Annotated in this window: 26 protein-coding genes and 1 pseudogene; 12 read left to right on the top strand and 15 right to left on the bottom strand. The window is 67.6% G+C overall.

The window, feature by feature from the left end; translation table 11 throughout:
- Positions 1-70 precede the first annotated feature (70 nt).
- Positions 71-1,036 (top strand): DUF2804 domain-containing protein, encoded by a 966-nt coding sequence (locus ABZ319_RS00400; RefSeq protein ID WP_354984108.1) that lies wholly within the window; start codon positions 71-73, stop codon positions 1,034-1,036.
- Positions 1,037-1,228: 192 nt separating this feature from the next.
- Here the strand turns inward: ABZ319_RS00400 and ABZ319_RS00395 are convergent, their stop codons facing one another.
- Complete coding sequence (locus tag ABZ319_RS00395; RefSeq protein ID WP_354984107.1) at positions 1,229-1,672, bottom strand: hypothetical protein; 444 nt, start codon at positions 1,670-1,672, stop codon at positions 1,229-1,231.
- A 178-nt stretch (positions 1,673-1,850) separates the two neighbouring features.
- On the opposite strand from ABZ319_RS00395, the gene ABZ319_RS00390 reads away from it, so the two are divergent.
- The 3 genes and pseudogenes from ABZ319_RS00390 to ABZ319_RS00380 all read left to right on the top strand — a co-directional run bounded on the left by ABZ319_RS00390 (position 1,851) and on the right by ABZ319_RS00380 (position 4,189).
- Complete coding sequence (locus ABZ319_RS00390; protein ID WP_354984106.1) at positions 1,851-2,924, top strand: phosphotransferase; 1,074 nt, start codon at positions 1,851-1,853, stop codon at positions 2,922-2,924.
- 169 nt (positions 2,925-3,093) lie between these two features.
- Positions 3,094-3,235: pseudogene (locus ABZ319_RS00385) on the top strand (ferritin-like domain-containing protein); the annotation flags it as partial.
- A 264-nt stretch (positions 3,236-3,499) separates the two neighbouring features.
- Entirely contained in the window at positions 3,500-4,189 is a 690-nt protein-coding gene (locus ABZ319_RS00380; protein WP_354984105.1) for a pyridoxal 5'-phosphate synthase, read from the top strand.
- A gap of 254 nt (positions 4,190-4,443) precedes the next feature.
- On the opposite strand, the gene ABZ319_RS00375 is transcribed toward ABZ319_RS00380, so the two are convergent.
- The gene (locus tag ABZ319_RS00375) at positions 4,444-4,929 is read right to left on the bottom strand and encodes a helix-turn-helix domain-containing protein (RefSeq protein WP_354984104.1); all 486 of its coding nucleotides are present in this window, start codon (positions 4,927-4,929) and stop codon (positions 4,444-4,446) included.
- A 159-nt stretch (positions 4,930-5,088) separates the two neighbouring features.
- Here ABZ319_RS00375 and ABZ319_RS00370 point away from each other — a divergent pair, with 159 nt between their 5' ends.
- The gene (locus ABZ319_RS00370; RefSeq protein WP_354984103.1) at positions 5,089-5,460 is read left to right on the top strand and encodes a VOC family protein; all 372 of its coding nucleotides are present in this window, start codon (positions 5,089-5,091) and stop codon (positions 5,458-5,460) included.
- Positions 5,461-5,991: 531 nt separating this feature from the next.
- Here ABZ319_RS00370 and ABZ319_RS00365 read toward each other — a convergent pair.
- The 3 genes from ABZ319_RS00365 to ABZ319_RS00355 form a co-directional block, all read right to left on the bottom strand.
- Positions 5,992-7,230, bottom strand: coding sequence for a DUF1254 domain-containing protein (locus ABZ319_RS00365; RefSeq protein ID WP_354984102.1), 1,239 nt, complete (start codon positions 7,228-7,230; stop codon positions 5,992-5,994).
- 274 nt (positions 7,231-7,504) lie between these two features.
- On the bottom strand, positions 7,505-7,861 hold the full coding sequence (locus ABZ319_RS00360) for a hypothetical protein (RefSeq protein WP_354984101.1): 357 nt from the start codon (positions 7,859-7,861) through the stop codon (positions 7,505-7,507).
- Positions 7,858-8,175 (bottom strand): hypothetical protein, encoded by a 318-nt coding sequence (locus ABZ319_RS00355; protein WP_354984100.1) that lies wholly within the window; start codon positions 8,173-8,175, stop codon positions 7,858-7,860. The genes ABZ319_RS00360 and ABZ319_RS00355 overlap by 4 nt, the downstream gene beginning before the upstream one ends.
- A 498-nt stretch (positions 8,176-8,673) precedes the next feature.
- Here ABZ319_RS00355 and ABZ319_RS00350 point away from each other — a divergent pair, with 498 nt between their 5' ends.
- A complete protein-coding gene (locus tag ABZ319_RS00350; protein WP_354984099.1) occupies positions 8,674-10,149 on the top strand; it encodes an FAD-dependent oxidoreductase in 1,476 nt (491 codons plus the stop codon).
- Between the two features lie 60 nt (positions 10,150-10,209).
- Here the strand turns inward: ABZ319_RS00350 and ABZ319_RS00345 are convergent, their stop codons facing one another.
- From ABZ319_RS00345 to ABZ319_RS00335, 3 genes are all read right to left on the bottom strand, one after another.
- Positions 10,210-10,845, bottom strand: coding sequence for a TetR/AcrR family transcriptional regulator (locus ABZ319_RS00345; protein WP_354984098.1), 636 nt, complete (start codon positions 10,843-10,845; stop codon positions 10,210-10,212).
- A 79-nt stretch (positions 10,846-10,924) separates the two neighbouring features.
- On the bottom strand, positions 10,925-11,803 hold the full coding sequence (locus ABZ319_RS00340) for a hypothetical protein (RefSeq protein ID WP_354984097.1): 879 nt from the start codon (positions 11,801-11,803) through the stop codon (positions 10,925-10,927).
- Between the two features lie 538 nt (positions 11,804-12,341).
- On the bottom strand, positions 12,342-12,638 hold the full coding sequence (locus ABZ319_RS00335; RefSeq protein ID WP_354984096.1) for a hypothetical protein: 297 nt from the start codon (positions 12,636-12,638) through the stop codon (positions 12,342-12,344).
- Here ABZ319_RS00335 and ABZ319_RS00330 point away from each other — a divergent pair.
- The 5 genes from ABZ319_RS00330 (at position 12,624) to trpA (ending at position 16,921) form a co-directional block, all read left to right on the top strand.
- Positions 12,624-13,643, top strand: coding sequence for an HD domain-containing phosphohydrolase (locus ABZ319_RS00330; RefSeq protein ID WP_354984095.1), 1,020 nt, complete (start codon positions 12,624-12,626; stop codon positions 13,641-13,643). The genes ABZ319_RS00335 and ABZ319_RS00330 overlap by 15 nt on opposite strands.
- A 131-nt stretch (positions 13,644-13,774) precedes the next feature.
- The gene (locus ABZ319_RS00325; protein ID WP_354984094.1) at positions 13,775-14,134 is read left to right on the top strand and encodes a hypothetical protein; all 360 of its coding nucleotides are present in this window, start codon (positions 13,775-13,777) and stop codon (positions 14,132-14,134) included.
- Positions 14,135-14,137: 3 nt separating this feature from the next.
- Positions 14,138-14,533 (top strand): hypothetical protein, encoded by a 396-nt coding sequence (locus ABZ319_RS00320; protein WP_354984093.1) that lies wholly within the window; start codon positions 14,138-14,140, stop codon positions 14,531-14,533.
- 331 nt (positions 14,534-14,864) lie between these two features.
- Positions 14,865-16,115: a tryptophan synthase subunit beta gene (gene trpB / locus ABZ319_RS00315; RefSeq protein ID WP_354984092.1), complete on the top strand. Its 1,251-nt coding sequence runs from the start codon at positions 14,865-14,867 to the stop codon at positions 16,113-16,115.
- Positions 16,112-16,921: a tryptophan synthase subunit alpha gene (trpA, locus tag ABZ319_RS00310; protein WP_354984091.1), complete on the top strand. Its 810-nt coding sequence runs from the start codon at positions 16,112-16,114 to the stop codon at positions 16,919-16,921. The genes trpB and trpA overlap by 4 nt, the downstream gene beginning before the upstream one ends.
- Before the next feature lie 253 nt (positions 16,922-17,174).
- On the opposite strand, the gene ABZ319_RS00305 is transcribed toward trpA, so the two are convergent.
- Positions 17,175-18,590, bottom strand: coding sequence for a wax ester/triacylglycerol synthase family O-acyltransferase (locus ABZ319_RS00305; protein ID WP_354984090.1), 1,416 nt, complete (start codon positions 18,588-18,590; stop codon positions 17,175-17,177).
- Positions 18,587-19,042: a tautomerase family protein gene (locus ABZ319_RS00300; protein WP_354984089.1), complete on the bottom strand. Its 456-nt coding sequence runs from the start codon at positions 19,040-19,042 to the stop codon at positions 18,587-18,589. The genes ABZ319_RS00305 and ABZ319_RS00300 overlap by 4 nt, the downstream gene beginning before the upstream one ends.
- 181 nt (positions 19,043-19,223) lie before the next feature.
- Between ABZ319_RS00300 and ABZ319_RS00295 the strand changes: the two genes are divergently transcribed.
- Positions 19,224-19,793, top strand: a complete 570-nt coding sequence (locus tag ABZ319_RS00295; protein ID WP_354984088.1) for a TetR/AcrR family transcriptional regulator — start codon at positions 19,224-19,226, stop codon at positions 19,791-19,793.
- 92 nt (positions 19,794-19,885) lie between these two features.
- On the opposite strand, the gene ABZ319_RS00290 is transcribed toward ABZ319_RS00295, so the two are convergent.
- From ABZ319_RS00290 to ABZ319_RS00270, 5 genes are all read right to left on the bottom strand, one after another.
- On the bottom strand, positions 19,886-20,728 hold the full coding sequence (locus tag ABZ319_RS00290) for a hypothetical protein (protein WP_354984087.1): 843 nt from the start codon (positions 20,726-20,728) through the stop codon (positions 19,886-19,888).
- 55 nt (positions 20,729-20,783) lie between these two features.
- Positions 20,784-21,068, bottom strand: a complete 285-nt coding sequence (locus ABZ319_RS00285) for a hypothetical protein (RefSeq protein WP_354984086.1) — start codon at positions 21,066-21,068, stop codon at positions 20,784-20,786.
- Between the two features lie 62 nt (positions 21,069-21,130).
- Entirely contained in the window at positions 21,131-21,358 is a 228-nt protein-coding gene (locus ABZ319_RS00280) for a hypothetical protein (RefSeq protein ID WP_354984085.1), read from the bottom strand.
- Between the two features lie 163 nt (positions 21,359-21,521).
- Complete coding sequence (locus tag ABZ319_RS00275; protein WP_354984084.1) at positions 21,522-24,155, bottom strand: tetratricopeptide repeat protein; 2,634 nt, start codon at positions 24,153-24,155, stop codon at positions 21,522-21,524.
- Between the two features lie 182 nt (positions 24,156-24,337).
- Entirely contained in the window at positions 24,338-24,964 is a 627-nt protein-coding gene (locus tag ABZ319_RS00270) for a hypothetical protein (protein ID WP_354984083.1), read from the bottom strand.
- Positions 24,965-25,043 lie beyond the last annotated feature (79 nt).

The following is a 25,043-nucleotide window of genomic DNA, read 5'->3' as shown; positions in this document are numbered from 1 at the left end:
CGGTGTTCGGACGCGCGGACGTGTTCACGCTTTGTGTACGTGACAGCACTGTTAGCGGTCGGAGGTCCCAGTGGAACGTGAAATCACCGCGCAGGTCGACCTCTGCCGACCCGACGGCGGGCTTAACCCGGCGGCGGTCGGGTGGACCCGGCAGCCGTTGCATCGGGCCAACCTGCGGGGCTGGGGGCGGTGTAAACGGTGGGAGTACTGGGGGATCATCACGCCGGGGCACATCGTCGGCATTGTCGTGTCCTCGCTGGATTACGCGGGGGTGCACGGGATTTACGTGCTGGACCGAACGACCGGCGAGGAGACCGTGCGGGACGCGGTGGTGCCGCTGGCCCGGGGCACGGTGATGGCCGAACGCAGTGGCGTGGGTGTGACATCCGCGCGTGGCGGCGGGGTCCAGATCGAACTGCGTGAGGATGAGACGGGCAGCGTTATCGAGGCCAGCGCCCGCGGCGTACATATATCGGTGCATGTGCCCCGCCCGCCCGGTCACGAGTCGCTGGGCGTGGTGGTGCCGTGGAGCGATCGGCGCTTCCAGTACACCGTCAAGGATGTCGGCCGGCCCGCGTCCGGGACGCTGACCCTCGGATCGCAGGTGTATCCGATCGAGGACGCTTTCGCGGTGCTCGACCACGGCCGGGGGAAGTGGCCGTACTCGATGACCTGGAACTGGGCGGCGGGCTCGCGGCCCGGACTGGGAATCCAGTTCGGCGGCAAGTGGACCGAGGGGACCGGCAGCACCGAGAACGCGATCATCGTCGACGGTCGCGTCCAGAAGATCGGCGACGAGCTGCGGTGGGAATACGACACCGCGAACTGGCTGTCGCCGTGGTCGATCACGGGGGAGGGGGTCGAGGTGGAGTTCCGGCCGTTCCACGAGCGAGTCGCGACCTCGAACCTGATCGTTGTCGCGGGCGAGACGCACCAGTGCTTCGGCCATTTCGCCGGCCGGGTGCGCGCGGACGCGGGGTGGCTGGACCTGTCAGGTGTCGTCGGTTGGGCGGAGGAGGCGCGCAACCGCTGGTGATCGACGCCGCGACGGCCTTCGGTCGCGGCTACGAGATTGCCGCCGCGACAGCGCTGATGAGCGTGCCGGCAACGGGTGTGGTGACAGCGGCGATTTCGCGCTGAGGGGCGGCGCCACCGGGCTCTCGACCACTGTCATCGGATCCTGCGGCGGACCCGCCCGGATCGATTGTGGCCCAACATAACTAGACACTCACGTGTCGTACTCCCCGCTGTCCCACGGTTCGGAGAACGCCATGCAGTTCCCGGGATGCAACTCGACCCACCACGGGTCGTCCTCCTCGTCACCGGGCCGGGCGATGAGCCCGAAGACCGTGCCGAACGCCTCGTGCTCGAAAGGCGCGACCTCGATGCGCGTGAAGGTCACCTCGCCCAGTTCCCGCAGGCGCTGCTTGTACAGCGCGGTCCGCCGGGCGTTGTCCATGGTCGCCCGCGGCCCGAACTCGTCGATCCGCGCCTCGGAAAAGGTTCCGTCCGCATCGAACAGGTACAGCGCGACGAACTCGTTGCCCTCGTCCAGCCCGCTCGGGGGCTCGAACGCCGAGGTGAGGAAGAACTGCCTGCCGTCGGCGGTCCTGCCGACGTGCTCGGCGTGATAGTCGTCGTGGTTGATCGCGATCAAAGCGGGCTTACCCATGGCGCGGACGGTATCTCGAGTGTTGGGGACTGTCAGCAGCTGTCGCGAGTACGGCCGCCGCAAACTGCGGTAGCGGCCGATGTCTTGCCCTGGACAGGGCCGGTTCGGGTGAATACTGTGCACGGTAATGTGATTCTTCTGGAATCAGAACGGCATTATCGTGTGCTCGGAGGTAGCAATGACCGTCGAAACCCTGCCGCTCCCGCAGGACTGGGACCAGATGACACCCGAGTGGATGACGGTCGCGCTCGCCGGACACCATGGCGATGCTCGGGTCGAGTCGGTCTCGGTCGATCTTCGTGATGACGGCACCAATCGCCGGGCGCGGCTCCGGCTGACCTACTCCTCCGGCTCCGGGCCCGCGACCGTGTTCGTGAAAGCGGCGGATCCGGATCACAAAGAGCTGATTCGAATGACCAGCGGCATGTTCCACGAACCTCGGCTGTACAACTCCGGAGTGCCGCTGCACCTGGAACATCCGCGGGTGTACACCGCGCTGATCGACGAGGCGGCCTACGACTTCGTCATGGTGATGGAGGACCTGTCGGCCCGGGGCGCGGATCCTCGCGACGCCACCCGTCCGCTGACTGTGGAGCAGGCGGCGTCCGGTGTTCGTGGCCTGGGGCGGATGCACGGAAAGTACTGGGGCTCCAGGGTTCTCGATCATCCGGATCTCGGTTGGCTCGAGCCGTTCGTGCCGTGGGACGGCATGGAGATAGCGCCGTTGCCCGCCGCCCTGGAACGACTCGGCCCCGATGCCGCGCCCGAGGTGCTGGAGCTGACCATCGGCGCGCTGATCGACGAGATCTGGAAGCCGTACATTCGCACGCTGACCACGACTCCGCAGACGCTGCTGCACGGCGATCCGCACATCGGCAACACGTACCTGCTCGAGGACGGACAGCTCGGGTTCCTCGATTGGCAGGTCGCCAGGCGGGGAAACTGGTCCCTGGATCTCGGCTATTTCCTGCAGGGCGCGCTCACGATCGAGGATCGCCGCCGCAGCGAGCGGGATCTGCTCGACATCTATCGGGACGCCCTGGCCCTGCCTGCGGCGGAGCTGCCCAGCCGCGAGGAGATTCTTCTCGGCTACCGTGCCTCGGTCGCACACGGCCTGACCCTGTGGCTGTGCACCGCGAGCGCGGGCGAGTTCTGGCAGCGGCCGGACATCGCTCTGGCTCTGGCGCAACGCTATTCGGCCGCCTATTCGGATCTGGACACCGCCGGCGCCATCGCCGAACTCACCCGCTGACAACCGCGAACTGGCTGGCGCCGTGGTCGATCACGGGGAAACGGTCACGAATCGTCGCGGAGAACCGCGGCGGCCGGGATCTTACCGGTGGGTGCGCACCCACGCGGTACGCCGAGAAGCCGGAACGCCGACAACGTTCGCGGGCGTGCGCAAGCCATCGACGCCGAGCCGCGATCTGGGCGGGATAACGGGCTGGATCGGGCCCTTGTTCGGGCGGCGTCGCGATCAAGGCTCTGGGCGAGCAGGCGCAGCCGTTCGATGAAGCCTTGCTCGGCGACCTCGTTCTGGAACACCAGCTGCTCGACCGTGCTTGACAGGTCGAGGCCTGGTCTTGATGACGAACGGCTTTCGGAGACTCGAGCAACCGGTGTCGCGCGAACGATTGTTACGCAAGGCAAGAGGCCTACCGGCGTCGTTTGCCCGCTGGGGGTGCTTCCACGGTGTCGCCGGTCCGATGCGCGTTTACGCGGGCTCCCGTGCCGTCCCCGCGAGCGGGAGACGGCTTCGCTGCGACGGCGACCAGATCGTCATAGGCTGCCTCGACGGTCGAGTTCGGCTTCGGGGGAGATGCTTGTATGGTCGCGAACAATTCTCGGACAGACGCGCATGCGCAAACAGGGGTGCGACAGCTGTTGCGCGGACTGCCGGTACTCAAAGGCGAAGCACCACAGTTCGATACGTCCGCAGCACCCGACGACCCGGCGGAGTTGTTCGTCGAATGGCTGAGGACCGCAGTCGAATCCGGCATCACCGAGCCGCACGCTATGACGCTGTCCACGGTGACCGAGGATGGATCGCCCTCGGCCCGCGTGCTGATCCTGAAGGATCTCGACAGTGCGGGTTGGCATTTCGCGGTGCAGGCGGAGAGCCGCAAGGGCCGCGAGCTCGCCGCCCGGCCGGTGGCGTCGTTGACCTTCTACTGGCCGCAACTGGTGCGGCAGGTCCGCGTTTCGGGTCCGGTGGTGGCCGACGACCGGGACATCGCGGAGGCGGACTTTCTCGCGCGGCCGATCGGTTCCCGGGCGATGGCGCTGACCGGGCGGCAGAGTCGGTCCATGGCCGACCCGGGTGAACTGGACGACGCACTGGCCATCGCCACGCTCGCCCTTGCGGGTTCGCCCGGTCATGTTCCCGCACAGTGGATCTCGTATGCGCTGCAGGCGACCGAGGTCGAGTTCTGGCAGGGTGATCCGGAGCGTCGTCACCACCGCCTCGTCTATTGCCTCGTGGGTGACGCGTGGTCGCGAAAGCGCCTGTGGCCCTGACCTATCACCTGATTGCACCGCCGGCAGACCTCGGAAAGGTGCACCTACGCATTCCGGTCGAGCGCGACGGCAACGGCACGCCTGTGTAGTCGCGAAGCGTTGTCAGCGGTCGCGCTCACGAGATGGGCGGCGAAGAGCGGCGCGGAATCGTGGGAGAACACGACGCGGGATTTCACTGACCGATACCCATCGGCTCCGAGCACAACCACCGCGGACCGGGCGCGGGGTACCGCGCACACGGTCGATAGAGGCGTTCAGGTCCGGGGGCGGAACAGTGCCAGTCGTTCCGGCGGCATGCCGGGGCCGGGCCGGGCGCTGATCTGTGCGGGATCGGCGACCGGGCCGCAGTGCGCGCAGGTGGTCTGGTGGGTGATCGCGTGGCCGCAGGTCGAGTGGGTGTACAGGATCGGGGCTTCGCCATCGGTGGCCCAGCGGTCGCCCCATTCGGTCAGGGCCACCAATGCGGGGGCGAGGGCGCGGCCTTTGTCGGTGAGCAGGTACTCGAACGCCTCGGGCTGGTCGCTGTATTTGTGCCGGTGCATGATTCGCGCGTCGACGAAGCCGTCGAGGCGGGCTTTGAGGATGTTTGGCGCCACGCCGAGCGAGCGCTGGAAGTCGCTGAATCGTGTGGTGCCCGCGAACATCGCATCGCGAATGATCAGCAAACTCCAGCGTTCGCCGATCAGTTCCAGTGCGCGTGCGATCGAGCACACCTGGGAGTCGTAGGTCCTTCCTAGCATGATTCCAGTCTAGCAAACCACTTGCGTGATGAAAGTTCGCTGGTTATCGTCGCTTGTGTGATGCAAGTGCGCAGTTGAGTCGCATTTTTCGGGAGACCGGGCTGGGCAATGCCGCCTATGCGCCGCGAACCTGTTTCTTCCACTGCAAAGGAGATTGCTATGTCCACCCTCCAAGTCGGCAGCATCCTGTTGGGAACCACTCGGCCGCAGGAATTGCGGGATTGGTATTGCCGGGTCCTGGCACCCGAGTACAGCGGTGAGGGCCCGTTCGATCTGGGCGGAGTGTTGCTGGTGATCGATCAACGCGACGATGTCAGCCCCGTCAATGGCGAACCCGGGCGCGTGATCGTGAACTTCCATGTCGAGAACTTCGACGCCGCGGCCGAACAACTGCGCGCTGCAGGTGTGGAATGGGTTGTGCCCGTAGTAGATCGGGCGATGGGTCGCTTCGGTACCTTCGCCGACCCGGACGGCAATCTGCTGCAGGTCATCGAATTCGCGCCGAACGCGCACGCCACAACCACGGCCTGAGTTCACTCCATCGGGGCCTCGTCTCCACGTGGGGGCGGGGCCCGGTGGATGTGTGCCGGCACGTGCCGAGCGCCGACGGTGGCATGCGGTCAGCCTTCGGACCGGCAGAACCGATGCGCGTGACTGCGACTGCGGCCGGTCACCGTGTGCGATCAACCTCCCCGGCCGGGGGAGATCGGTGTCGACCGGGTCGATGCCGGACACCTGGCGCCCCGCTCGCGAGCGCGACGGCGGCCCATCTGGGTGCCGACCGAGACGTTTGATCTGGAGATACGCGAGTACCCGCGTCGGTCTCGGCTGGTCTTCCCGACCTAGGCCCACTGCTGTTCGGCGTGCGCATCTGCCGCACGGGTGTCCGAACTCGGGGACGAGGAATCCCGCTGATCCGCTCCGCTCGAACATGCCAGCAGGAGAACGGATAAGCCGATACACGACGCGGGGACTCCGGCGTAACCCGAGATATGTCGCAGCGAGCGGGTACCGATAGGGCGTGCGTTCACACCGCCGCTCCAATCCTGTCCCGCAGTGGTGTCAGACCTCGAAGACCGGGAGCGGGAATTTCCCGTCGCGGATGTCCTGGTTCGGGCCGTACATGCGCAGGATGACGTAGCAGTCCTTCTCGGGGATGGGCAGGTAGTCGGGGTCGTCGGCGTGTGCGGCGGCGTCGGAGCCGAGTTCGAGTGCGTAGTAGCCGTCCGCGTCGGGGGTGAGGGTGCGGTCGCCGCGACTGTGGCGGTTGATGGCGTTGTGCGCCATGAGCCGGTTGTCGTTGCCGTAGACGGTGAACGACCAGAATTCGCTCACCGGGGGCGGCAGGAAGCGGGCACGGTAGGTCTTGCCGCCGGAGCCGTTGAGGGGCAGCCCGTCGGAGCCGGTGTCGATCTTCAGATACACCGATTCAACCGGGGGCAGCCCCCACTGGCCGAGGAAGGTGCCGATCGCGAAGGTGTCGCGAGGCGTGTGCTGTAGGTCCGCGCGGGTGCCGAGCAACTCCTCGGAGTTGGTCATTTGCGGGGCGAGTTCATGGATGCGTGCCATGCCGAGTCGTTCCCCGCGTTCGGCCGCTTCTCGTTGTTCGGGGGTGAAACTCGTTGCACCGGCGGATAACCCGATCTCCCGGTAGCGATCGAGCCAGTCGGCGTCGGCGACGGCCATGTTTCCCATCGTGAGCACGAAGCACACCCGCTCGAGCCAGTTCGTCGACGCCGGGTCCGGGTAGGCGCGGGTGATCGGATCCGGCGCCGGGGTGCCGAGGAAGTCCGACAGCGTCTGAAGAGTCCATCGATCCTGCAGATCCCGGGCGATGGCCAGATCGTCGCCGCCGATGGTCATGATCCGGCCCATGACCTTGATCAGGTCCGATTCCGACCGCACGACCTCGTCGACACCGGGCGGCGCCGTGCCCGCCCACGTGCTGCCGGCGAAGAGGAATCGCCCGCCCGCGGTGCCGCGGGTACGTGAGCCGATCATGGCGTTGGTGTAGTGGCCCAGGTCCATGGTGTGCAGGATCCAGTAGCGGCCCGCGTCGAAGTCGGGGACGGTGACCACCACGGGCTCGGCTCTGACGTCGAACCAGCCCTGCAGGTGCAGGGTGTCGTTGTTGATGGTCGGGTGCGCGGTGTAGGTGTCGTCGGCGAGATCGCGCAGCAATTGGAACCGATTCAGCTCGGCGCCCGGCTCGATGGTCGTCTCGTAGAGGAACTTGTACGCCTCGTCGATCGAGTATCCGTACAGGTAGGCGTCCCTGGCCAGATCGTCGGAAATCGCCACTCGATCACCTCTCGGTAGGACGTGACTGCTCGGCGGGCGCACCGCGGGTCGACCGGTCGCGGCGGCCTCCCATCACCGTGTCAGGCGCGAGCCGTGCCTGCCTCGTCCGATTCGGGTGAGATTCGTCCCGGCGAGCGACATCGCCCCCTCACCCGCGGCGGGTGGAGTGCCCGCGCAGGGATCGACGATAGGTTCGCGACGTCACTGTCGTGATTCACGCCGGAAAGTCGGTTGGTCCGCGAGCCTCGAGAACTCGGCGCCGACACTGCCCGGGCTACGCGTCGGCTCGCTCGCCGCCGTACAACCCCCAGCGGTCGAGTCCGCAATAGCGCAGCGCCACACGTGCTTCGGGGAAGTCCAGCGCTTCTGCCTCACCGGTGTACACCGCCAGCAGCGAGTCCGCTCCGCGCCACCAGGTATCGGCGAGGCCGCGCACCTCGCCGACCGGTTCGTAATCCCTCAGGTCGACATCGTCGATTTCATCGCCGGTCAGCTTGATGACCTGACGCGCGCAGGCGGCGGCGTGTGCGGCCAGCGCGAGCGATTCCACCCAGCCCTCGACCGTCGAATGCAGAGCCACCCATCCGGCCCGCTCCACCGCGATCCCGAACTCGCCGGCCGGGCCGATCATGAACGCATAGGGCACGCGGTCCGCTGGGTGCCGGCCTCGAACCACCATCCCTCGGCATCGGATTCGGGACTGTCGGGGTTGAAACAGCGTGGGCCGCCGTCGTATTGCGGTGCGGGCGGCAGATGCAGGCCACCCCATGTCGCCTGAAAGGCCGCCATCCGATCGATCAGTCCCGCCGGAACCCCACGCTCGAGCCACCACTGCCGATGGTCTTCCACCGGCCGGACCTCGACCTTGACCCCGTGCACGCCGACATACGAACGGGCCCGCGAGGTCAGGCCGTCGGGAAGGGCTTCGGCGGGACGCAGGATCACCCCGAGGAGGGTATGCGATGGATCGACTCCCGACCATCGCGAATGAACGAGGCTGCGCCCCATACGCAAATGCCGAGGAGTCCACCGCACGACCTCGACCCGAAACGCCGAAAGTATTCCAGCGGGGCCGGTGACCGTGCCTCATCTCGGCACGATCGACGATCTCGCCGCGGCGCCGAGCTCGGTGCGGCCGTGTCGGTCGTCTGCTCGTTGCTGTGCGTATGCGTGGCTCGCTATTCGAGCTGACCAGGTGCGTCCTAGGTAGGTAGGAGGCTTCGGATCGGCGGTTCGAGGGTCTCCGGGCAGCCTGCCTTTAGGTCGATATGCGCATCCACGCATTAGACCTCGGAGGGGTCCTGACCCGCTCGCAGTAGAGCGTGAAGACCGTCGACTGCCCTGAACGCCATCGGATGGCGTGAGCCCTCGAACCGGACCGTTCCCGATCGTTGACAGCCCCGCTCACCCGGTGGTTCCATGGTTGATAGCAGGGAGTTTGCGATGAGATCTTCCGACGTGAATCCGATCCCCACACACTCCTGCGACGTGTGCGTCGTCGGCGCCGGGATCGCGGGACTCAACGCCCTGTTCGTCGCGAGCCGATATCTGAGCCGCGATCAGAAGATCATTCTGGTGGACCGGCATCCGCGAGCCGGTGGGATGTGGGTCGACGCCTACCCGTACGTCCGGCTGCACCAGCCGCATCCACTCTTCACCGCGGGGGATATCAAGTGGACGATCCATGAGGACCGGTCCTACCTCGCGAGCAGGAGCGAGGTGCTGGAGCATTTCGCGCACTGCGTGCGGGTCATCGGGCAGCGGGTGCGCGTCGAGGAGTTCTACGGTTGTGACTACCTGTCGCACGAGGAGACCGACGGCGGCGTACGGGTCAGCTGCACCGGGCCGGACGGTCTACCGCTGGAGATCACGGCCACCAAGCTGATCAAAGCCTTCGGGGTGAACGTCGCCCCGTTGGACCCGTTGACCGTGTCGAGCACGCGAGTGCGGTCGGTGTCGCCGAACTACTGCGACGTGCGCGCCGGCGAGATCGCCGACAGCGACGCACCCGTCTGGATCGTCGGCGGCGGCAAGACCGCCATGGACACCGCGGCGGCGCTGATCGCGGCCTGCCCGAACCGGGACGTCAACCTGATCGCCGGGCCGGGGACCGTCTTCCTCCATCGCGATCGAATCGTGCCACCGGGTGCGCGCCGCTGGTGGGGCGGTGTCATGCCGAACCGTCTGTTCATGGACGTCGCAAGGCAATTCGACGGCACCAACGAAGCGGAGGTGCAGGACTGGCTGCTGGCCAACGTCGGGCTGTCGGTGACCCCGCAGGCGGACAACTTCTTCGCCGGGCTGCTGTCGGAAGCGGAGCAGCGGGCCATCCGGGCGGGACTGCACACCGTGGTCATGGGTCACCTGCGGGACGCGGTCGACGGTGCGGGCGGAGTCGATCTGGTGTTCCGCAACGGCGACACCGTCACGACTCCGGCGGGCAGCTGGATCGTGAACTGCACCGGCTACCTGCTGCACACCGACACCCCTTACGAACCGTACGTGTCGCCGGGCGGATCGGTGCTCTCGATTCAAACCCGTTCGGCGACATTCGGATTCCTCTCCTTCGGTGGATACTTCCTGACCCACTTGATGTTCCGGGACAAACTCCGGGAAGTGCCGCTGTACGCGGTGGACTCGGACGAGATGCGGGCCAGGACCCGCACCGCGGCTCCGCTCGCGTACGCCGCCCTGGCGCTGCATCTGCACAATCTGAGCCTGATCTACGACGCGCTCGGGGCGTCCGTGTTCCTGCGGTGCGGGCTCGATTTCGACCGCTGGTACCCGATGCACCGGCGCATGGCCGACACGGCGCACTTCGCACGGACGCATCGGCGCGACCGCGAACACAACCGGCGGACTCTGGAAACCATGGGTGAGCGGTTCGGTGTGCACTGCGGGCCGGTCGTCGGCGACTGAACGGGCCGGTTCGAGTTCGCTACTGCGCCAATGACTATGGCGGAGGGTGACCGCGTGTGATCAGGCCGGGGCCGGCCCGCCGTACACCGCCAGCGTGTTGTCGATGCACCGGGTGATGAACACGTCGTCGATCGGCTTGTCGCCGACGAGGAGGCGGAAGTACAGAGGGGCGGACATGGTTTCGATGACCTCACGGGGATCCTGCACGGCGGCCAGCTCCCCGCGTACCACGGCCCTGACGACGATCTGCGCGCTGCGTTCGAAACGATCGTTCCAGAACCGACGCCGTGCGGCATCCACCTCCGGATCGGAGGAGAGTGCGATCGCGGTTCCCACCAGGCGCGCGATCCCCGGGCGCGCCAGCAGCTGCGAAACCTGTTCGGCGAGTAGGCGAAGGTCGGTCCGGACCGCGCCGGTGTCGGGCATGGGGTTGCCGTCCTCGGCCAACTGCGCGATCGCGTCGGCTATCAGCGTGGTGCGCGTGCCCCAGCGCCGGTAGATCGTCGTCTCCGCGACGCCGGCGCGGGCGGCGACGTCCCCGATGGTCAGTCCTTCGATGCCGTGCTCGGCGACCTGTTCGAGGGTGGCCGCCAGCACCGATTCCCGTACGCGGGCCGATCGTCCGCCGGTGCGCTTTCGCGGCTGCGGGGATGCCACCGGCTGCTCGTCGTCGGTATCGCGATCGGGTTCGGCCATGGTCCAGTTCTACTCGACGGCGCTCCGGAACGGAGTGTGCGGTCAACGGGCACGCCCGACCGTCCCGCACACGTGGCGGTCAGCGCAGATACGCCGTGATCCAGTTGCCGAATTCGCAGGCGAGATGCCACCGGTGCTCGTTCACGTAGAGCGCCGGTAGCGCTGCGGGAAAGGCGACTTGGAGTCGGCCGCGGAAACCGCCCCCCGGCTCGTCGCGGAACTGATGGCGGACGCTGCCGATGATCTCGCCGTCGGCCAGGGCCGCGACGCCGGAGACGGCGAGGGGATAGGCCGGGTCCGCGGGGATCACCACCCGCGCGCGATCGTGGTAGTCGACGAAGAATTGGCTCGCGAGCACGGCGCCGCCGGTGACCTCGATGACTTCCTGCCTGCCATCGGGCAGCGTCGCGATGATGTAGTGATCCGGGCACGCGTCGGTCCAGACCGCCCGGTCGTCGGTGATGCGGGCGCGATCGAACCAGTCCAGGAAACCCTGCGCGGTGCCGTGCTCGCTGGCGATCTCGGTGACCGAGTACTGCCAGCGACCACCCGATGCGGCCGTGCCCGCGCGGGCCGCCGACTCCGAGGCGACGAGCTCACCGGCGAGGAGTTCACGCAACCCATCGGGGCCGATCGCCAGGCGCGCCCGGGCCAGTGTCGCCCGCGCGGCGGGAACGTCCTCGACGGTCACGCTCAGCCGAGCAAGCAGCGAATCCAGTTCGCTCGCAAGCAAACCGACGTAGTCCCTGCGCATCCGCGCCGCGGCGACCGACAGCCTGCGGCGTTCCCACTCGACAATCTTGATCTGGTCGATCACCGTGCCGTCGATGTAGGTACGCAGTCCCGTTGCCGGCGTTTCGGGAGTTGCGAAGCTGATGCCGGTTCCGGTGGCAACCGCCGCACCGGCCACGGCTGTCGCGCCCGCCGCCTGCGTCATGAAGCTTCTTCTGGTCAGCATTGACCGATCCTTTCGGGTGTCCGCCCGTTCGCGGCGCGGGTGGGCACGCGAGGAGCTGGTTCTTAACGCAACTAATACTTGCGTTAAGAACCAGCTTCTGTGATGCGCGTCCCCATGTCAATGGGTTCCGCATGATTAACGCCAGAATTGCTTGCGTTTACGCGCGTGGGATCTGTTCGGTCGATGTGCCGGCTTCCCCGGCCGCATCGTCACGCCGAACACGTCGAAGTCGGGCGCCGCCCGCCGCCCGCGGCGCATATGCTCACCCCATGACCCGTACCCCTCGGGACCCGGGTGTTTCCCTGGCCGCGCTGCTGGCCGCGTTCTCCTTCGCGATGGACCTCGGTCTGGGTCAGCCCATGGCGCACGTGCTGCGGTCGTGGCGGTTGGCGGCGCGGCTCGGAGAGCAGGTCGGGCTGGGCCCCGAGGAACGGTCGGACCTGTACTACACCGCGGTGCTGGCGTGGGCCGGGTGTGTGGCGGACGGACCCGAGGTCGCGGCATGGTTCGGCGACGACATCGCCTTTCGGTCGGACACCTACACCGTGGATCTGCGCGGGGTGAGCGGCGCGGCGTTCTTCCTGTCGCACGCGGGCTCCTCGGGGCCGATCGCGCAGCGCGTGCGCAAGACGGTGACGATCGCGGCGACGGGCGGCCGCGACATCGAGCGGGGGCTGATGGCGCACTGCTTGGCCACCTCCACCATGGCCGAACGGCTCGGATTGGACCCGGCGGTGGGGACTCGCTGCGGCAGTTCTTCGCGCGCTGGGACGGCAGGGGAGTGCCCGGCGGTATCGGCGGTGACCGAATCGGGCTGGGAATGCGGCTCTTTCATCTCGCCGATGTCGTCGAGGTCATGCATCGCACCGCCGGGATCGACGCCGCGATCGAGGTCGCCCGGGCGCGGCGCGGAACGCAGTTCGATCCGGTGGTGGTGGACGCCTTCTGCGCCTCGGCCCGTGAGCTGCTGGCGGACTCCGACATCGAACCCGACCACGAGGAACTCATCGCCGCCGATCCGGGTCTGCGGCGCGATCTCACCGGCGCGGAACTGGATTCGGCGCTCGAGGTGATCGCCGACTTCACCGATCTGCGTTCGCCGTACCGGGCCGGGCATTCGCGCGGGGTCGCCGATCTCGGCGGCCGGGCCGCGGCTGTGGCCGGGCTGCCCGACGCCGATATCACCCTGGTGCGGCACGCGGCGCTGCTGCACGACATCGGGCTGCACGGCGTCCCGGCCACCATCCTGGACAAGCCGGGAGCGCTGAGTGTGACCGAGCGCGAACGACTTCGGATGAATTCGTACTACACCGAGCGGGTCCTGGCTCGGCCCGCCGCGCTCGCCCGAATCGGGGCGGTCGCGGCGCTGGCGTACGAGCGCCTCGACGGGTCCGGGGCGCATCGCGGACTGACCGGGGCGGCGATTCCGATGACGGCCCGCCTCCTGGCGGCCGCGGATACCTACCGTGCGATGACCGAGCCGCGCGCTTATCGAGATGCCCTGCCGCCCAAAAAGATTCTCGCCGAGCTGCGTGCGGAGGTGCGCGGCGGCCGCCTCGACGCGACCGCCGTCGACGCGGTTCTCGAGGCGGCGGGTCAGCCCCGAGGCAGGCGCGGCTCGGGTCCGGATGGACTCACCCCGCGTGAGCTCGAGGTGCTCAGGCTGATCGCCCGGGGCGCCTCCACCCGTGAGGTCGCGCGCGTCCTGGGCATCGCGCCGAAAACCGCGGGCACCCATATCGAACGCATCTACCTCAAGACCCGATCCTCGAGTCGATCAACGGTCACGCTGTACGCGGTGCAGCACGGTCTGCTGGACACCCTCGTCGCCGATTCGTAGGGAGAACACCCGACGACACGGGGTCGGCTCGCGCCTAGCGTTCGATGCACGATCCGTTCTGCCCTCGTAACGGCAGTGCACGAAGTGAGGTTTCGCGATGCCGACGGCGTTCGGCGGAGCCGAGACCGGAGATGAGAATCATGCTTGATCTGGCTTCCAGGTTGACCGGCCTGCCGGAAATCCGCGGCCACGCGGCGTGGCCCGACCACGAATACGTCAAGGGCTGGGGCGTATTCGGGCTCCCCTTCGACAGCGGTCACGTCCTGGCCCTGCGCGTCTTCCCCGAGAACGATTTCGGCCCGTACAAAACCGTGTGGCACCGCGACCCCGAGGGCCGCTGGTCGATCTTCGTCGACGGCGACCGGCTCGAGACGGCCTGCCCGCGCTATTACGGAAGCGCCTGTGCCTATACGGGTTTCGCCTCGATCCGACTGGAGTGGACCGGCCCGGCAGCCCTGCGGATCACGGTCGATGAACCTGCGCTGGAGTAGACGTTGACCGCCCGTGAGACGTCGGCGCTGCGCGCGCTCAACGCGGTCGGTGGGCGGTTGCCGCTGGGCACCTGGCGCGTACCCGCCCTCGTGCGGGCCAGAGAGCGAATCGCCGCCGCGCTGGGCATGGGGCAATTGCGGATGGTGGGCACCATGCCCAGCGGGCACACCGGGATTCTCATGCCCGAGCGCATGTACCTGATCACCGAGTCGACGGCCACGCTCGACGGGCTGGACTTCGGAAGCCCGGCTCGCCTGGACGTGAACCCGGTCATCGGCGAGATAGCCCTGCCCGCCCGGGGCGTGCTCGCCATCGGCCAGGCGATGTGGGAAGCCCTCGACCCGCTGAACGACGGCTCGCGTACGGGAGATAGCGCGCGCGACAGCGAACCTCGATAACCCGGCGGCGATCCGGGTGACGATCGCCGTGAACAGCGGGCTGCTACCCTCGGCATCGTGCCCATCGCCGCTCGTCTCGCCCCCGGTTGCCGCCCGCGCGGCTGCCGCGCGCCGGCGCGCCGGGTGCATGGGCGGCGGGTGCGCTGGGTGATCGGCTCCGAGCCGGGCCAGGTCAATGGGATGCGATGGCTGTGCGCGCCACGCGTCGTGCGAGGTAACCGCTAGTCATCCGGCTGTTCACGGCCGGGTTCTTCGCTGCGCGTGTGCGCGTGTGTGCCGACCTCACCCAGCCATCGCACCGGACGATGTGTTCCGGCTCAGGAGCGACCACATGACCAGCCAATTCTTCATCCCTGCCCCGGAAAGGCAGAATCCCGGCGCCGCAGGATATTTCGGTGACTACGGCGGAAAGTTCATACCGGAGGCGCTCGTCGCCGCGGTGGAGGACGTCGCCGTCGAATACGACCGGGCCCTCGGCGATCCGGGGTTCGCCGCCGAGTTCTCGGAGCTGCTCGCCCACTACGCGGGGCGTCCGACAGCGCTGACCGAGGTGCCTCGCTTCGCCGAACATGCCGGGGGCGCAACGATTTTCCTCAAACGGGAGGATCTGAACCACACCGGATCGCACAAGATCAATAATGTGCTCGGGCAGGCACTGCTCACCAAACGGATGGGCAAGACGCGAGTCATCGCCGAGACCGGTGCGGGCTCGCACGGGGTGGCGACCGCGACAGCGTGCGCGCTGTTCGGCCTCGAATGCGTCGTGTACATGGGCGAAGTCGACATGCGGCGGCAGGCTCTCAACGTCGCTCGCATGACGATGCTGGGAGCCCGGGTCGTCCCGGTGACGTCCGGATCGCGCACCCTGAAGGACGCGATCAACGAGACGTTCCGGGACTGGGTCGCGAACGCCGACGACACCCACTACATCTTCGGGACGGTCGCCGGGCCGCATCCGTTCCCGGCGATGATTCGCGATTTCCAGCGCGTCATCGGCGTGGAGGCGCGCGGGCAGCTGCTCGAACGAACCGGACGATTGCCGGACGCCGCTGTGGCGTGCGTCGGCGGTGGGTCGAACGCCATCGGGCTTTTCCACCCCTTTCTCGACGATCCGTCGGTGCGGCTGATCGGATGTGAAGCCGCCGGGCACGGTATCGAGAGCGGGCGGCACGCGGCCACGCTGTCGGCCGGTGAGCCCGGCATTCTGCACGGTTCGCGGTCCTACGTGCTGCAGGACGACGAGGGTCAGATCACCGAGGCGCACTCGATCTCGGCCGGACTGGACTATCCGGGAATAGGACCCGAACACGCGTTCCTGCACGACAGCGGGCGCGGCGAGTACCGCCCGATCACCGACGACGCCGCGATGCGGGCACTGCGGTTGCTGTCGGCGACCGAGGGCATCATCCCGGCGATCGAGAGCGCGCACGCGCTGGCGGGCGCCCTGGACCTCGGCCGCGAGCTGGGGCCGGACGGCCTGATCCTGATCAGCCTGTCCGGACGCGGCGACAAGGACATGGATACCGCGATCGACTATTTCGGCCTGAACGCCGGGGCGACCGTATCGGAGGAGAACCGGTGACCGGGAACCTCACGCTGCTCGAAAACACCCTGGCCGCGGCGAAACGAGAGGGTCGCGCGGCGTTGATCGCCTACCTGCCCGCCGGGTTCCCGACCGTCGAGGGCGGCATCGCCGCGATGCGGGCGGTCCTCGACGCCGGTGCCGACATTCTCGAAGTCGGCCTACCGCACAGTGATCCGGTGCTGGACGGCCCGGTCATCCAGACCGCCGCGGATATCGCGCTGCGCTCCGGTACGCGGATCCGGGACGTGCTGCGCACCGTGCGCGAGGTCCATCGGGCCAGCGGCAAACCCGTTCTGGTGATGACGTACTGGAATCCCGTGTCGCGCTACGGGATAGAGCGCTTCGCCGCCGAACTCGCCGACGCGGGCGGGGCGGGCTGCATCCTGCCCGATCTGCCCGTCCAGGAGTCCGCCCGCTGGCGTGAACAGGCGGCCGCGCACGGCCTCGCCACCGTGTTCGTTGCCGCGCCGAGCACAACGAACGAGCGGCTGCGTGAAATAACCTCCGCCTGTTCGGGATTCGTCTACGCCGCAGCCCTGATGGGCGTGACCGGCACGCGGGAGTCGCCCGGGAGCTCGGCGGACACCCTGGTCCACCGTCTCCGCGCCACCACCGGCCTCCCGATCTGCGTGGGCATCGGCATCTCGACCCCCGCCCAGGCCACCGCGGTGGCGAGCTATGCCGACGGAGTCATCGTCGGCTCGGCGCTCGTCGCGGCGATGCTCGACGCGCCCGACGCCGACATCGGCCCGGAAGCGGCGCGAACGCTGACGACCTCGCTCGCGGGCGCGCTGCGAGCCTGATCGTCGATCGTTCCCGCCGGCCGGAGATCAGCCGACCTCCGCCGGCGGGGACATGCGCGGTTCCGCCCGATGGGTGGGGCCGCCTCGGGACCGAGGTCTCGATCGCGCCGGGCAGATCCGCGCCCAGCAGGAACGCCACCTCGACTTCCACACGCGGGCACAGGTGGTCCGCGGGTGCGGACCGGGCGATCGACAGCCCCCCGGCCACGCCCTCGCGCGGGACCCGCTGCGGAACAGGGCGAACCGTCCGCGGCTATCGCGTGGACGCCTCCAGCTCCAGCAGCGCTTCACCGCAGTACCGTGCCAGGCGCTGGATATGGGGGAGGTTTGTCGCGCAGGCGGTTACGCACAGGTTCAGGTTGCCCGCGTAGGACATCAGGGTGATGTTCAGGGCCTGACCGTCCAGGGGAATCGAGACCGCGTGCCATTCCTCCAGGGTCATGCCGTTGTAGTGCAGGGCATCGGGCGGTCCGGCGAGGTTGGAGACGACAACGTTGAACATGGGGGCTACCCGGCTTCCGATACCGAGTACCAGCCCGGCGCCGAACGGCGCCATCAGCAGTGCGGTGTAGGCCATCACGGCCGCGCCGGACATGGTGGCCATATGCTCCTTTGCCCGGACGGTCGAGGCGATGATCGCCGCACAGCGCTCGCGGGCATCGGCGACATCGGTGGCGAGGGTTACCAGCGCCATCGTCGTCGCGTTGCCCTCCGCGTCGTCACTGTCTCTGGGGCGGAACGACATCGGCATCCCGGCGACCAGTGCGGAGTCGGGCAGCTCGTCGATCTCGATCAGGTAGCGCCGGAGTCCGCCCGCACAGATTGCCAGGATGATGTCGTTCACCGTTCCGCCGCAGCGGGCCGCCAGCGCACTGATCCGGGCGAGTTCGACAGTGTGCGTGGCGATTCGGCGCTCCGCGGTGATCGGGCCGTTCAGGATCGAGCGGGGTGCGGTGAACGGCTCGACGAGTGGGTCGGCGGTCGCGGGCAGGCCCGGGAGGCTCCGCCGCGCCAGCGTGTCGACCATGCCGCCGTACATGCGGCCGATCGCGCGCAGCCCGGAAAGCTGTGCTCCCAGGGCGGTGAGGATATCGGAACCGGTTGCGGCGGTGGAGGTCCGATCGCCGGTCGGTCGCCGTCGCTCTGGTTCGCGGTACGCCCAGATCGCGGGGCGGCCGCGTTCGTGCGGGTCGCCCGACATCACCTTGCGCGCCAATCGGACGGTGGCGATCCCGTCGAGAAGGGCGTGATGCCCCTTCACATAGAGCCCGACCCGCCCGTCGCCGAGACCCTCGATGACATGCAGTTGCCAGAGTGGATGCGCGCGATCCATGCGGACGCCGTGCAGCCGCGAGACCAGCATGCCCAGCTCGCGCGCGCCCCCGGGTGCGGGCAGCACATGGCGCCGGACGTGGTAGTCGAGATCGGGCGAGTCGACCCGAGCCCAGCGCGGGACGATTCGCCCGAGTGCGCTGCTGTCGACCCGGCGGTCGAAGGGTGTTGTCGCGGTGGTGTGGGTTCTGAGCTCCTGGACCAGGTCCGACACGAACTCGGGTCCGGCGTCCGGCGGCAGCCGGAAGATGTCCAGGTGCGCGATGTTCATCAGATTGGTGTCGGATTCGCCCCACAGGAAGGCGATGTCCAGGGGGTTCAGCGCGGTGGTCGTCATTCGGCGGCGCCGGTCCGTTCCCGCTCGGCGGCCGAGGCGCTCTTCAACGCCTGATAGGTGACCGGCTGGCCCGCCACACCCCAACTGCCTTCGGGCACTTCACGAATGAGGGTCCAGACGTGCATGGCGTGGACGCTGTGCGGATCGAGTCCGGCGGCCGTGAGGACGGCGGTGTGGACGTCGCCGATCAAACCGGCCTTCCGGCGCTCGGACAACGCGCCCGCGGGGACGGTGATGTCGATCCGGAAGCGCGGGGCGCCGCCCGGGCGACCGCCCACCGCGAGCCGCTCCGCGGCGATCTCGTGCAGGTACACCCAGGTGACTTCGCGGAAGAACTCGGTATCGGGAGCGCCCTCCCAGCGCAGCAGGATCGTCGCGAGTTCGTCCAGCAGTGGCTGGGTTTTCGACGGTGCGATCGCACCCTCGACCACGGTCATATCGATTATCGGCATGGCGTTCTCCCCACTGACTATACTGATTGGTATAGCCAGTGAGGCTAGGTCCGCGTGGTTTTGCCTGTCAATAGGGCAGTTTGCCTGAGTTCTACCGCTGAACTACGCGAGATCCATCCGCCAGTTCTATATCGGACGGTATAGACTAATATCGATCGAAGATCGATCATTGGAGGTGCGGGTGGCGCAGCGTGGTGAGTCCAGGGACCGGATGCTGACCGGTGCGACCCTGCTGTTCCGGGAGCGAGGCGTCGCCGGCACCGCGCTCGCCGACATCATGGAACGCACCGGCGCGCCGCGCGGCTCGGTCTATCACCACTTCCCGGGTGGCAAAGCGCAATTGGCGGAAGAGGCCACCGACCTCGCGGGCCGGACGATGGGCCGGATGATCAGCGCGCTTCTGGCGGCCGAAGGCCCGGCCGGGGCCGTGACGGCCTTCGTGAAGTACTTTCGTGACCAGCTGCTCGAGACCGATTTCACCGCCGGCTGCCCGGTGGCCGCCGGCGGAATGTCGGGCCCCGACACCCCGGGCGCGCGCGAACGGGCCGGTGAGGCCTTCACCGAATGGGAGTCGACCCTCACCTCCGCGCTGTGGCAACACGGCCTCGAACGCGCGACCGCCGAGGAGTTGGCGACCACCGCGGTCGCGGCGATCGAAGGCGCCCTGATCATGGCCCGCGCCCAGCGCAGCACCCGCCCGCTCGACCGCATCGAGACCTTCATGCTCCGCCAGATCGCCGCCGAGAGCTGAGAGCCCCGCCGGTCGTGGGCTGCCGACGGGCAACGATCGGCGCCGGCGCCGAGAACTGACCGTCCTCGGTGCCGACGCCGATCAGGCTTCGGTCAGAAGCGTTCTATCTCATAGATTTTCGTGCCCTTCGAGTCCAGCACCGCGGCGTGGTTCGTATCGGAGAACTCGACGCGGTACTCGGCGCGATTGTCGCTCTGTGTCACGATCATCGTGTACCTGCCCTGAGTGTCGGGCCGGCTCGAGATGGTGCAGGTCATCGGGCCGCCGATGTCGAGCGGCCTGCCGTTGTTGTAGTAGAACCCGTCGCATTGGCCGCTGTTCGACGTGTACGTCTTGGTGCCGGTGCCATCGGAGGCTGTCCAGGTTCCCACGATTGTTTGCGAGTCCACCGAGGGGTCCCCCGGTCCGGGGTCGGCGGTAGTCGTGGGGTCTTGTGCGGCACTGAGCAATTGATCGACCGCTGCGCCCAGCAGGCCCAGCAGCGCGACAACGATCAGAAACGCCGCCAGGGGGTGACGTCTGGCCTGCTGGACTACCTTGTTCGAGATCTTGATCGAACCGTCGCCGGTCTGCCAAATCCCTTGGACGCCATAGTTATCACCTCCGGACGGCGGCGGGACGGCCGGTTGTTCCGGGGTGGCCGTTATCCGCTGCAGCTCGGCGGCGAAGCGATCGTCGCGTGTGATCGCGGCGTAGAGCGCACGTTCGGCTTCCGCCCGCGTCGCGTGCGACACGCCCCCGTTCGTCGCACGCGCCTCCGCCAGCAGCCGCTGGATCGCAACGTCACCACCGAGCTTCGACGCGACCGCATCGCGCACGCGCGTCACCGCGAGATCCAGGGCGTCGTCGGCGAGCCCGTTGATCTGCTGGCCTGCCCGGTTGGCCCTGCCCACCGCCCATGCGATCAGCATCATGACGACGACTTCCACGGTCATGCACTGCTCCCTTCTCGTACGGAGTGCCGGCCGAGTTCCTCGGGGCTCCGGTGTGTCAACTCCAGGTCCTGGAGTCCCAGTCGACCGCTTCGTCGATCGACTCGCTGCTGTTGCGCTTGGCCTTGCCGCCGGTTTCGCTGCTGAATCCGAAAGTGCCGCAGAAGGAGTCGACCTCCTTGCGCACCCCGATGGTGTTGGACGTGCTGAGCGTCTCCAGGTCGTGGTCGGACAGCAGGTCGTCGAGGGTGTCGTTCTGTTCCTCGTAGCTCATCGCGGCGAATTCGGAGCACGTCACGTCCTTGGGGTCCTTGCCGCACCCGGCGCCCGCCAGGATTGCCAAGGCGCAGATCGCGATCGGGAGAACCGATCGGAGCGCCGCCGGCCCGGTGCCGATGCGGGCGATCAATGCCCGAGTCCCGCGAACAGAATGATGCCGCCGAGGATGGGAAGTGCGTAGAACCAATCGGTCATGAAGTAGGACTTGCGCGAAAACGCGATGAATGCGCTGTATCCGATGGCAGCTATCCCCAGTAGCACTGCGACAACGGCGCCGGAACCGTAGAAATTGAATCCGGCGATACAGACCATGACTCCGAATACTGCGACGAACAACGCGTTGACGAATCGCATTGCTTTCCTCTCTGGATCGAGTCGCGGACCATAGCTGCCTGTCCTGCTATGGATTCCGCGGGTACGCACTCCATGCAACCGTGCGATCGCAGAGGTGGAAAGGTGGTTATGGTGTGTCCGGACAACGCCGGACGCCACCAAGAACGGACAAATTCGGCAACGGTCAGAAGTCGGTATCCGAGGGGTCGGCATCCATTCGATGCCGAATGGCCTCGACCGTTTCCCTTGTCCGCCGAGTATCGGGATGCTGCGGTCCGAGTACCTGTTCGCGATCGCGCAGCACCGCCAGAAGTTGGCGATGCGCGGCCGCGATCTCCCCGAGGTCGTGGCGAATCAAACCGTCCGAGTATCGAATAGCGAGCGTCGTCGGATGGGTGTCGCCGAACACGCGGCATCCGGCTGCCAGCACCACCGCGGACAGTTCCGCGGCCTCATCGGCGGATCCGTTGTTGCGCAGCAGATCTACGAGTGCGTGCCCACCGACGACGGTGCGCGGATGGTCGAGCCCGCGGACGCGGTGATTGGTCACCCACACCGACCGCATCTCGGCCTCGGCCTCGTCGATGCGGTCGAGTTCGCCCAGGGTCTCGGCGCGGTACTGCCGCGTGGTGAGCACGGCCGGATGCTCGCCGCCCAGTACTTCGCTGCGCAGCGTGATGATGTCGGCGTACATGTCCGCGGCCGCGGCGAAGTTCTCGCGTACCCGTTCGAGATCGGCCAGTCCATGGCGGGCGGTAAGTGTGTCGGGGTTGCGCTCCCCGAACAGCCGGCTGCGCGCGGCGTAGGTGGATCGCGCCAACTCGGCCGCTTCGTCGAGCTTGCGGGACTGGCGCAGGGTCCGGGCGAGGTAGTGCCGGGTGGTCAGGGTGTCGTGGTGCTCGGGGCCCAGCGTGCTGTGGCGTGCCGCGGCGACGTCCCGGTACAGCTGTTCGGCCTCGGCGTATCGGCCCTGGTCGTAGTACAGGCGCGCCAGGTTGTGTTCTATTTCCAAACGGGCCGCGTCGTTTTCGTCGATGCGTCCCGCGCAGCCCTTCAGCGCGATCGCGAACGCCGTCTCGGCCTGGGCCTGCTGCCCGGCCGCCCGCTGATAGGCCGCCGCACGACCGGCCAGGGTGATCACGGACCGGGTTGCCGACGTCTCGGCCTGCTGCAGTTCGAGCAGTCCGATCAACGCCGTGCAGTGTCCGGCAAGCCGTCGCCATCGGCCCCAGGACAACGGGTTCTCCACGTCGGCGCCGCGTACCGCCGCGTCGATCAGCTGGGTGATGACCGATAGGTACTCGTCGAGCCGGCGGTCGGCGCGCGCGCCCATCCGCGCGATGTCGCGGGCGAGCGGATGCAGATCCAGCATTTCGGGCTGGTCGCGGTCGGCCGCGGATTTGGTGACCAGTCCCAGACTTTCGAGCGCGTACACGGTCCGCCACAGCGAGCGGGTGGTCAGCGCCGGGAAGAGGGTGGATTTCGCCAGGGTGTCGGTGCGGAGCAACTCGGTGCACGGGATGGCGACGCTGCCCAGGCAGGCGAGCAGTTGCAGGAGCGCGCGGGCATGCACCAGCCCGCGACCGGCGAGCAGGTCGAGCGAGAAGTGGCAGCTCTGCGAGATCGACGCCTCATCGCCCCGGGCCGGTCGGCCGTTCTCGTCCGCGGTGAACAGTTCGGTCGATCCGCCGTGCGCGAGCGATTCCAGGTAGCCGCGATAGGTGCGCGGTTCCGCGTCGTCGCCGAGTTGTGCCGGCATGGCGCGGGATTCGAGCAGGAAGCGTCCGGCGAGCATCAGCGCCATCGGGTGGCCGCCGAGTCGGTCGGACAGGTCTCCGGCGTCCTCGGCCGACCCGGCGTCGGGGCCGGCCAGTTCGGTGAGGACCAGGCTTCCGGAGTCGCGGTGCAGGCCGTCGAGGCGGTGCAGCCCGAGCCAGGTGGGCGGGGCGACGCCCCAGGTCACGGGATCGCCGTCGCGGGTGGTGACGATGATCGTTCCGGTGGCGGGCCCGATCGGTCGCAACCAGCCCGTCCCGTCGGTCAGCCCGCGCCGGGGAATCGCGAGCGATTCCTGTGGGTCGTCGGCGTTGTCGAGGACCAGCAGCCAGCGCTGGGACAGCTCCGACAGCCGGTCCCACACGGTGTCGGTCAGACTGCAGCGCAGGAGTCTGTCCGCGGAGATGCCTATCCGGGCTGCCAGCGCGTACATGCCGGCGCTCGTGCTCGCCGAGTCGGTCGCCGTCAACCAGAACACCGAGATATCCTGCGCCAGCGCGATATCCGCGACAGCGAGGGCGACCGAACTCTTTCCGCTGCCGCCCAGTCCGTGCAGTACCTGCACGCGCGGGCCGGGCGCGCCTTCGACGACGCGCGCCAGTCGGGCAACCAGCTCGTCGCGGCCGCGCAGGGTGGGCTGTGCCCGTGATCGCTCCACCGGCGCCCTGGTCGAGACCGCGTGCACCGCGGCGGGATACGCGGCGGCGAGTGGGCTCGGGAATTCTTCGCGGCCGCTCGAGCGGCGTACGCGGCGCAGGGCCTCCAACCAGATCTCTATCTCTTCGGCTCGGTCGATGCCGAGGGCTCTCAGGATCCGGCTCATCAGGTCGGGTGGTTTGAGCGCGGGCAGGTGCTGTCCGGCGAAATATCCGCCCAGCGTGCTCGTCGGGACCCCGGCCTCCTTGGCCACGTCGCGGACACTGAGATTGCACTGTGCCCTGGCCAGTCGTAGTTCGAAGGCGAAGTCCTGGCGGGTGACGATGCTGTGCGGATCCGGCCGATCCCGCTCGAAGTGTTCCGGGTGCACGCGGTTGCGGGACATGGGAACTCCAAAACATACAAACTTGTGCTGATTGAAATAGCTATCGAAATATCGGATAGTGTTTCGGACCCTACGCGATGTCATCGAATCACGTTGTGTAATTGCGTCATTGCGCCCGCAGCTCACCTGTTGGTGCCCGGTGTGAGCAATTAGAAGACTGACCGGTTCAATAGGGAGTTCCGTTATCTCCTGAAGGGCAGCAGCATGCCCGCTCGGGTTCCGGAACTGACGTCGGCAGCGGCGAATCGCACGAAATCCTGGATCTTCTCGCCCGCCTCGATTCCCCGCAGCCTCCGCTCCTCGGCGTTGCCGGCCTGATGGATCAGGTCGATATGCTCGACGACCTCGGTCGCGATCGTGCGCAATCGAGGGTCGTCGGTCAGAATATGAAGTCGGGAAAGAACTTCGAAAACGGCGGCTCGGCAGGAGTGGGCGGCATCCACGGCGATTCTCGCCTCCACGCTGTCCGGCGCCAGCGATTGCCGATGCCAGCGGGTCAATTCACTCAGCCGATAGTGAATCGCCGCGCCGGTGAATCGGCTGTAGACGTCGAGCCGTTCCTGGTGGACGCGTTCGGTCAGCCGCCGCGCGGCCGCGCGGTCGGTTATCGAGCGCTGCATGTGGAAGGTCAGGATCGATCCGAGCAGGGTGGCCGACACGGTGACTACCGATGTCCACAGGGCGATCATGATCCGGGCCCCTCGGGTGTTCTCATCAGGGTGGTTCGCCCTCCTTCCAGGCGGCCATCTGCGGGAGTGGTTCGATCGACCCCTCGACGTCGAACGAAACCCGCTGTCCGGCTTGCTCATCGAGATCTACACCTCCATGAGACAGGCTCGATACGCCGGGTGGGCAGCACTCGAGCGGGGTCCGGACATCACCGGACAC

The organism is Nocardia sp. NPDC005978 (genome assembly GCF_040614455.1).
GTDB lineage: Bacteria > Actinomycetota > Actinomycetes > Mycobacteriales > Mycobacteriaceae > Nocardia.
This window is presented reverse-complemented; position numbering and strand designations above follow the sequence as displayed.

Excerpts from the sequence above, each read along its gene's own strand:
- ABZ319_RS00280 (WP_354984085.1), bottom strand. The coding sequence starts at position 21,358 with ATGCGATTCGTCAACGCGTTGTTCGTCGCAGTATTCGGAGTCATGGTC.
- ABZ319_RS00275 (WP_354984084.1), bottom strand. The coding sequence starts at position 24,155 with ATGTCCCGCAACCGCGTGCACCCGGAACACTTCGAGCGGGATCGGCCG.
- ABZ319_RS00350 (WP_354984099.1), top strand. The coding sequence starts at position 8,674 with ATGAGATCTTCCGACGTGAATCCGATCCCCACACACTCCTGCGACGTG.
- ABZ319_RS00370 (WP_354984103.1), top strand. The coding sequence starts at position 5,089 with ATGTCCACCCTCCAAGTCGGCAGCATCCTGTTGGGAACCACTCGGCCG.
- ABZ319_RS00390 (WP_354984106.1), top strand. The coding sequence starts at position 1,851 with ATGACCGTCGAAACCCTGCCGCTCCCGCAGGACTGGGACCAGATGACA.
- ABZ319_RS00380 (WP_354984105.1), top strand. The coding sequence starts at position 3,500 with ATGGTCGCGAACAATTCTCGGACAGACGCGCATGCGCAAACAGGGGTG.
- ABZ319_RS00300 (WP_354984089.1), bottom strand. The coding sequence starts at position 19,042 with ATGCCGATAATCGATATGACCGTGGTCGAGGGTGCGATCGCACCGTCG.
- ABZ319_RS00340 (WP_354984097.1), bottom strand. The coding sequence starts at position 11,803 with ATGCTGACCAGAAGAAGCTTCATGACGCAGGCGGCGGGCGCGACAGCC.
- ABZ319_RS00335 (WP_354984096.1), bottom strand. The coding sequence starts at position 12,638 with ATGAAAGAGCCGCATTCCCAGCCCGATTCGGTCACCGCCGATACCGCC.
- ABZ319_RS00360 (WP_354984101.1), bottom strand. The coding sequence starts at position 7,861 with ATGATCGGCCCGGCCGGCGAGTTCGGGATCGCGGTGGAGCGGGCCGGA.
- trpB (WP_354984092.1), top strand. The coding sequence starts at position 14,865 with ATGACCAGCCAATTCTTCATCCCTGCCCCGGAAAGGCAGAATCCCGGC.
- ABZ319_RS00325 (WP_354984094.1), top strand. The coding sequence starts at position 13,775 with ATGAGAATCATGCTTGATCTGGCTTCCAGGTTGACCGGCCTGCCGGAA.
- ABZ319_RS00270 (WP_354984083.1), bottom strand. The coding sequence starts at position 24,964 with ATGAGCAAGCCGGACAGCGGGTTTCGTTCGACGTCGAGGGGTCGATCG.
- ABZ319_RS00395 (WP_354984107.1), bottom strand. The coding sequence starts at position 1,672 with ATGGGTAAGCCCGCTTTGATCGCGATCAACCACGACGACTATCACGCC.
- ABZ319_RS00345 (WP_354984098.1), bottom strand. The coding sequence starts at position 10,845 with ATGGCCGAACCCGATCGCGATACCGACGACGAGCAGCCGGTGGCATCC.
- ABZ319_RS00375 (WP_354984104.1), bottom strand. The coding sequence starts at position 4,929 with ATGCTAGGAAGGACCTACGACTCCCAGGTGTGCTCGATCGCACGCGCA.
- ABZ319_RS00290 (WP_354984087.1), bottom strand. The coding sequence starts at position 20,728 with ATGACCGTGGAAGTCGTCGTCATGATGCTGATCGCATGGGCGGTGGGC.
- ABZ319_RS00330 (WP_354984095.1), top strand. The coding sequence starts at position 12,624 with ATGCGGCTCTTTCATCTCGCCGATGTCGTCGAGGTCATGCATCGCACC.
- ABZ319_RS00305 (WP_354984090.1), bottom strand. The coding sequence starts at position 18,590 with ATGACGACCACCGCGCTGAACCCCCTGGACATCGCCTTCCTGTGGGGC.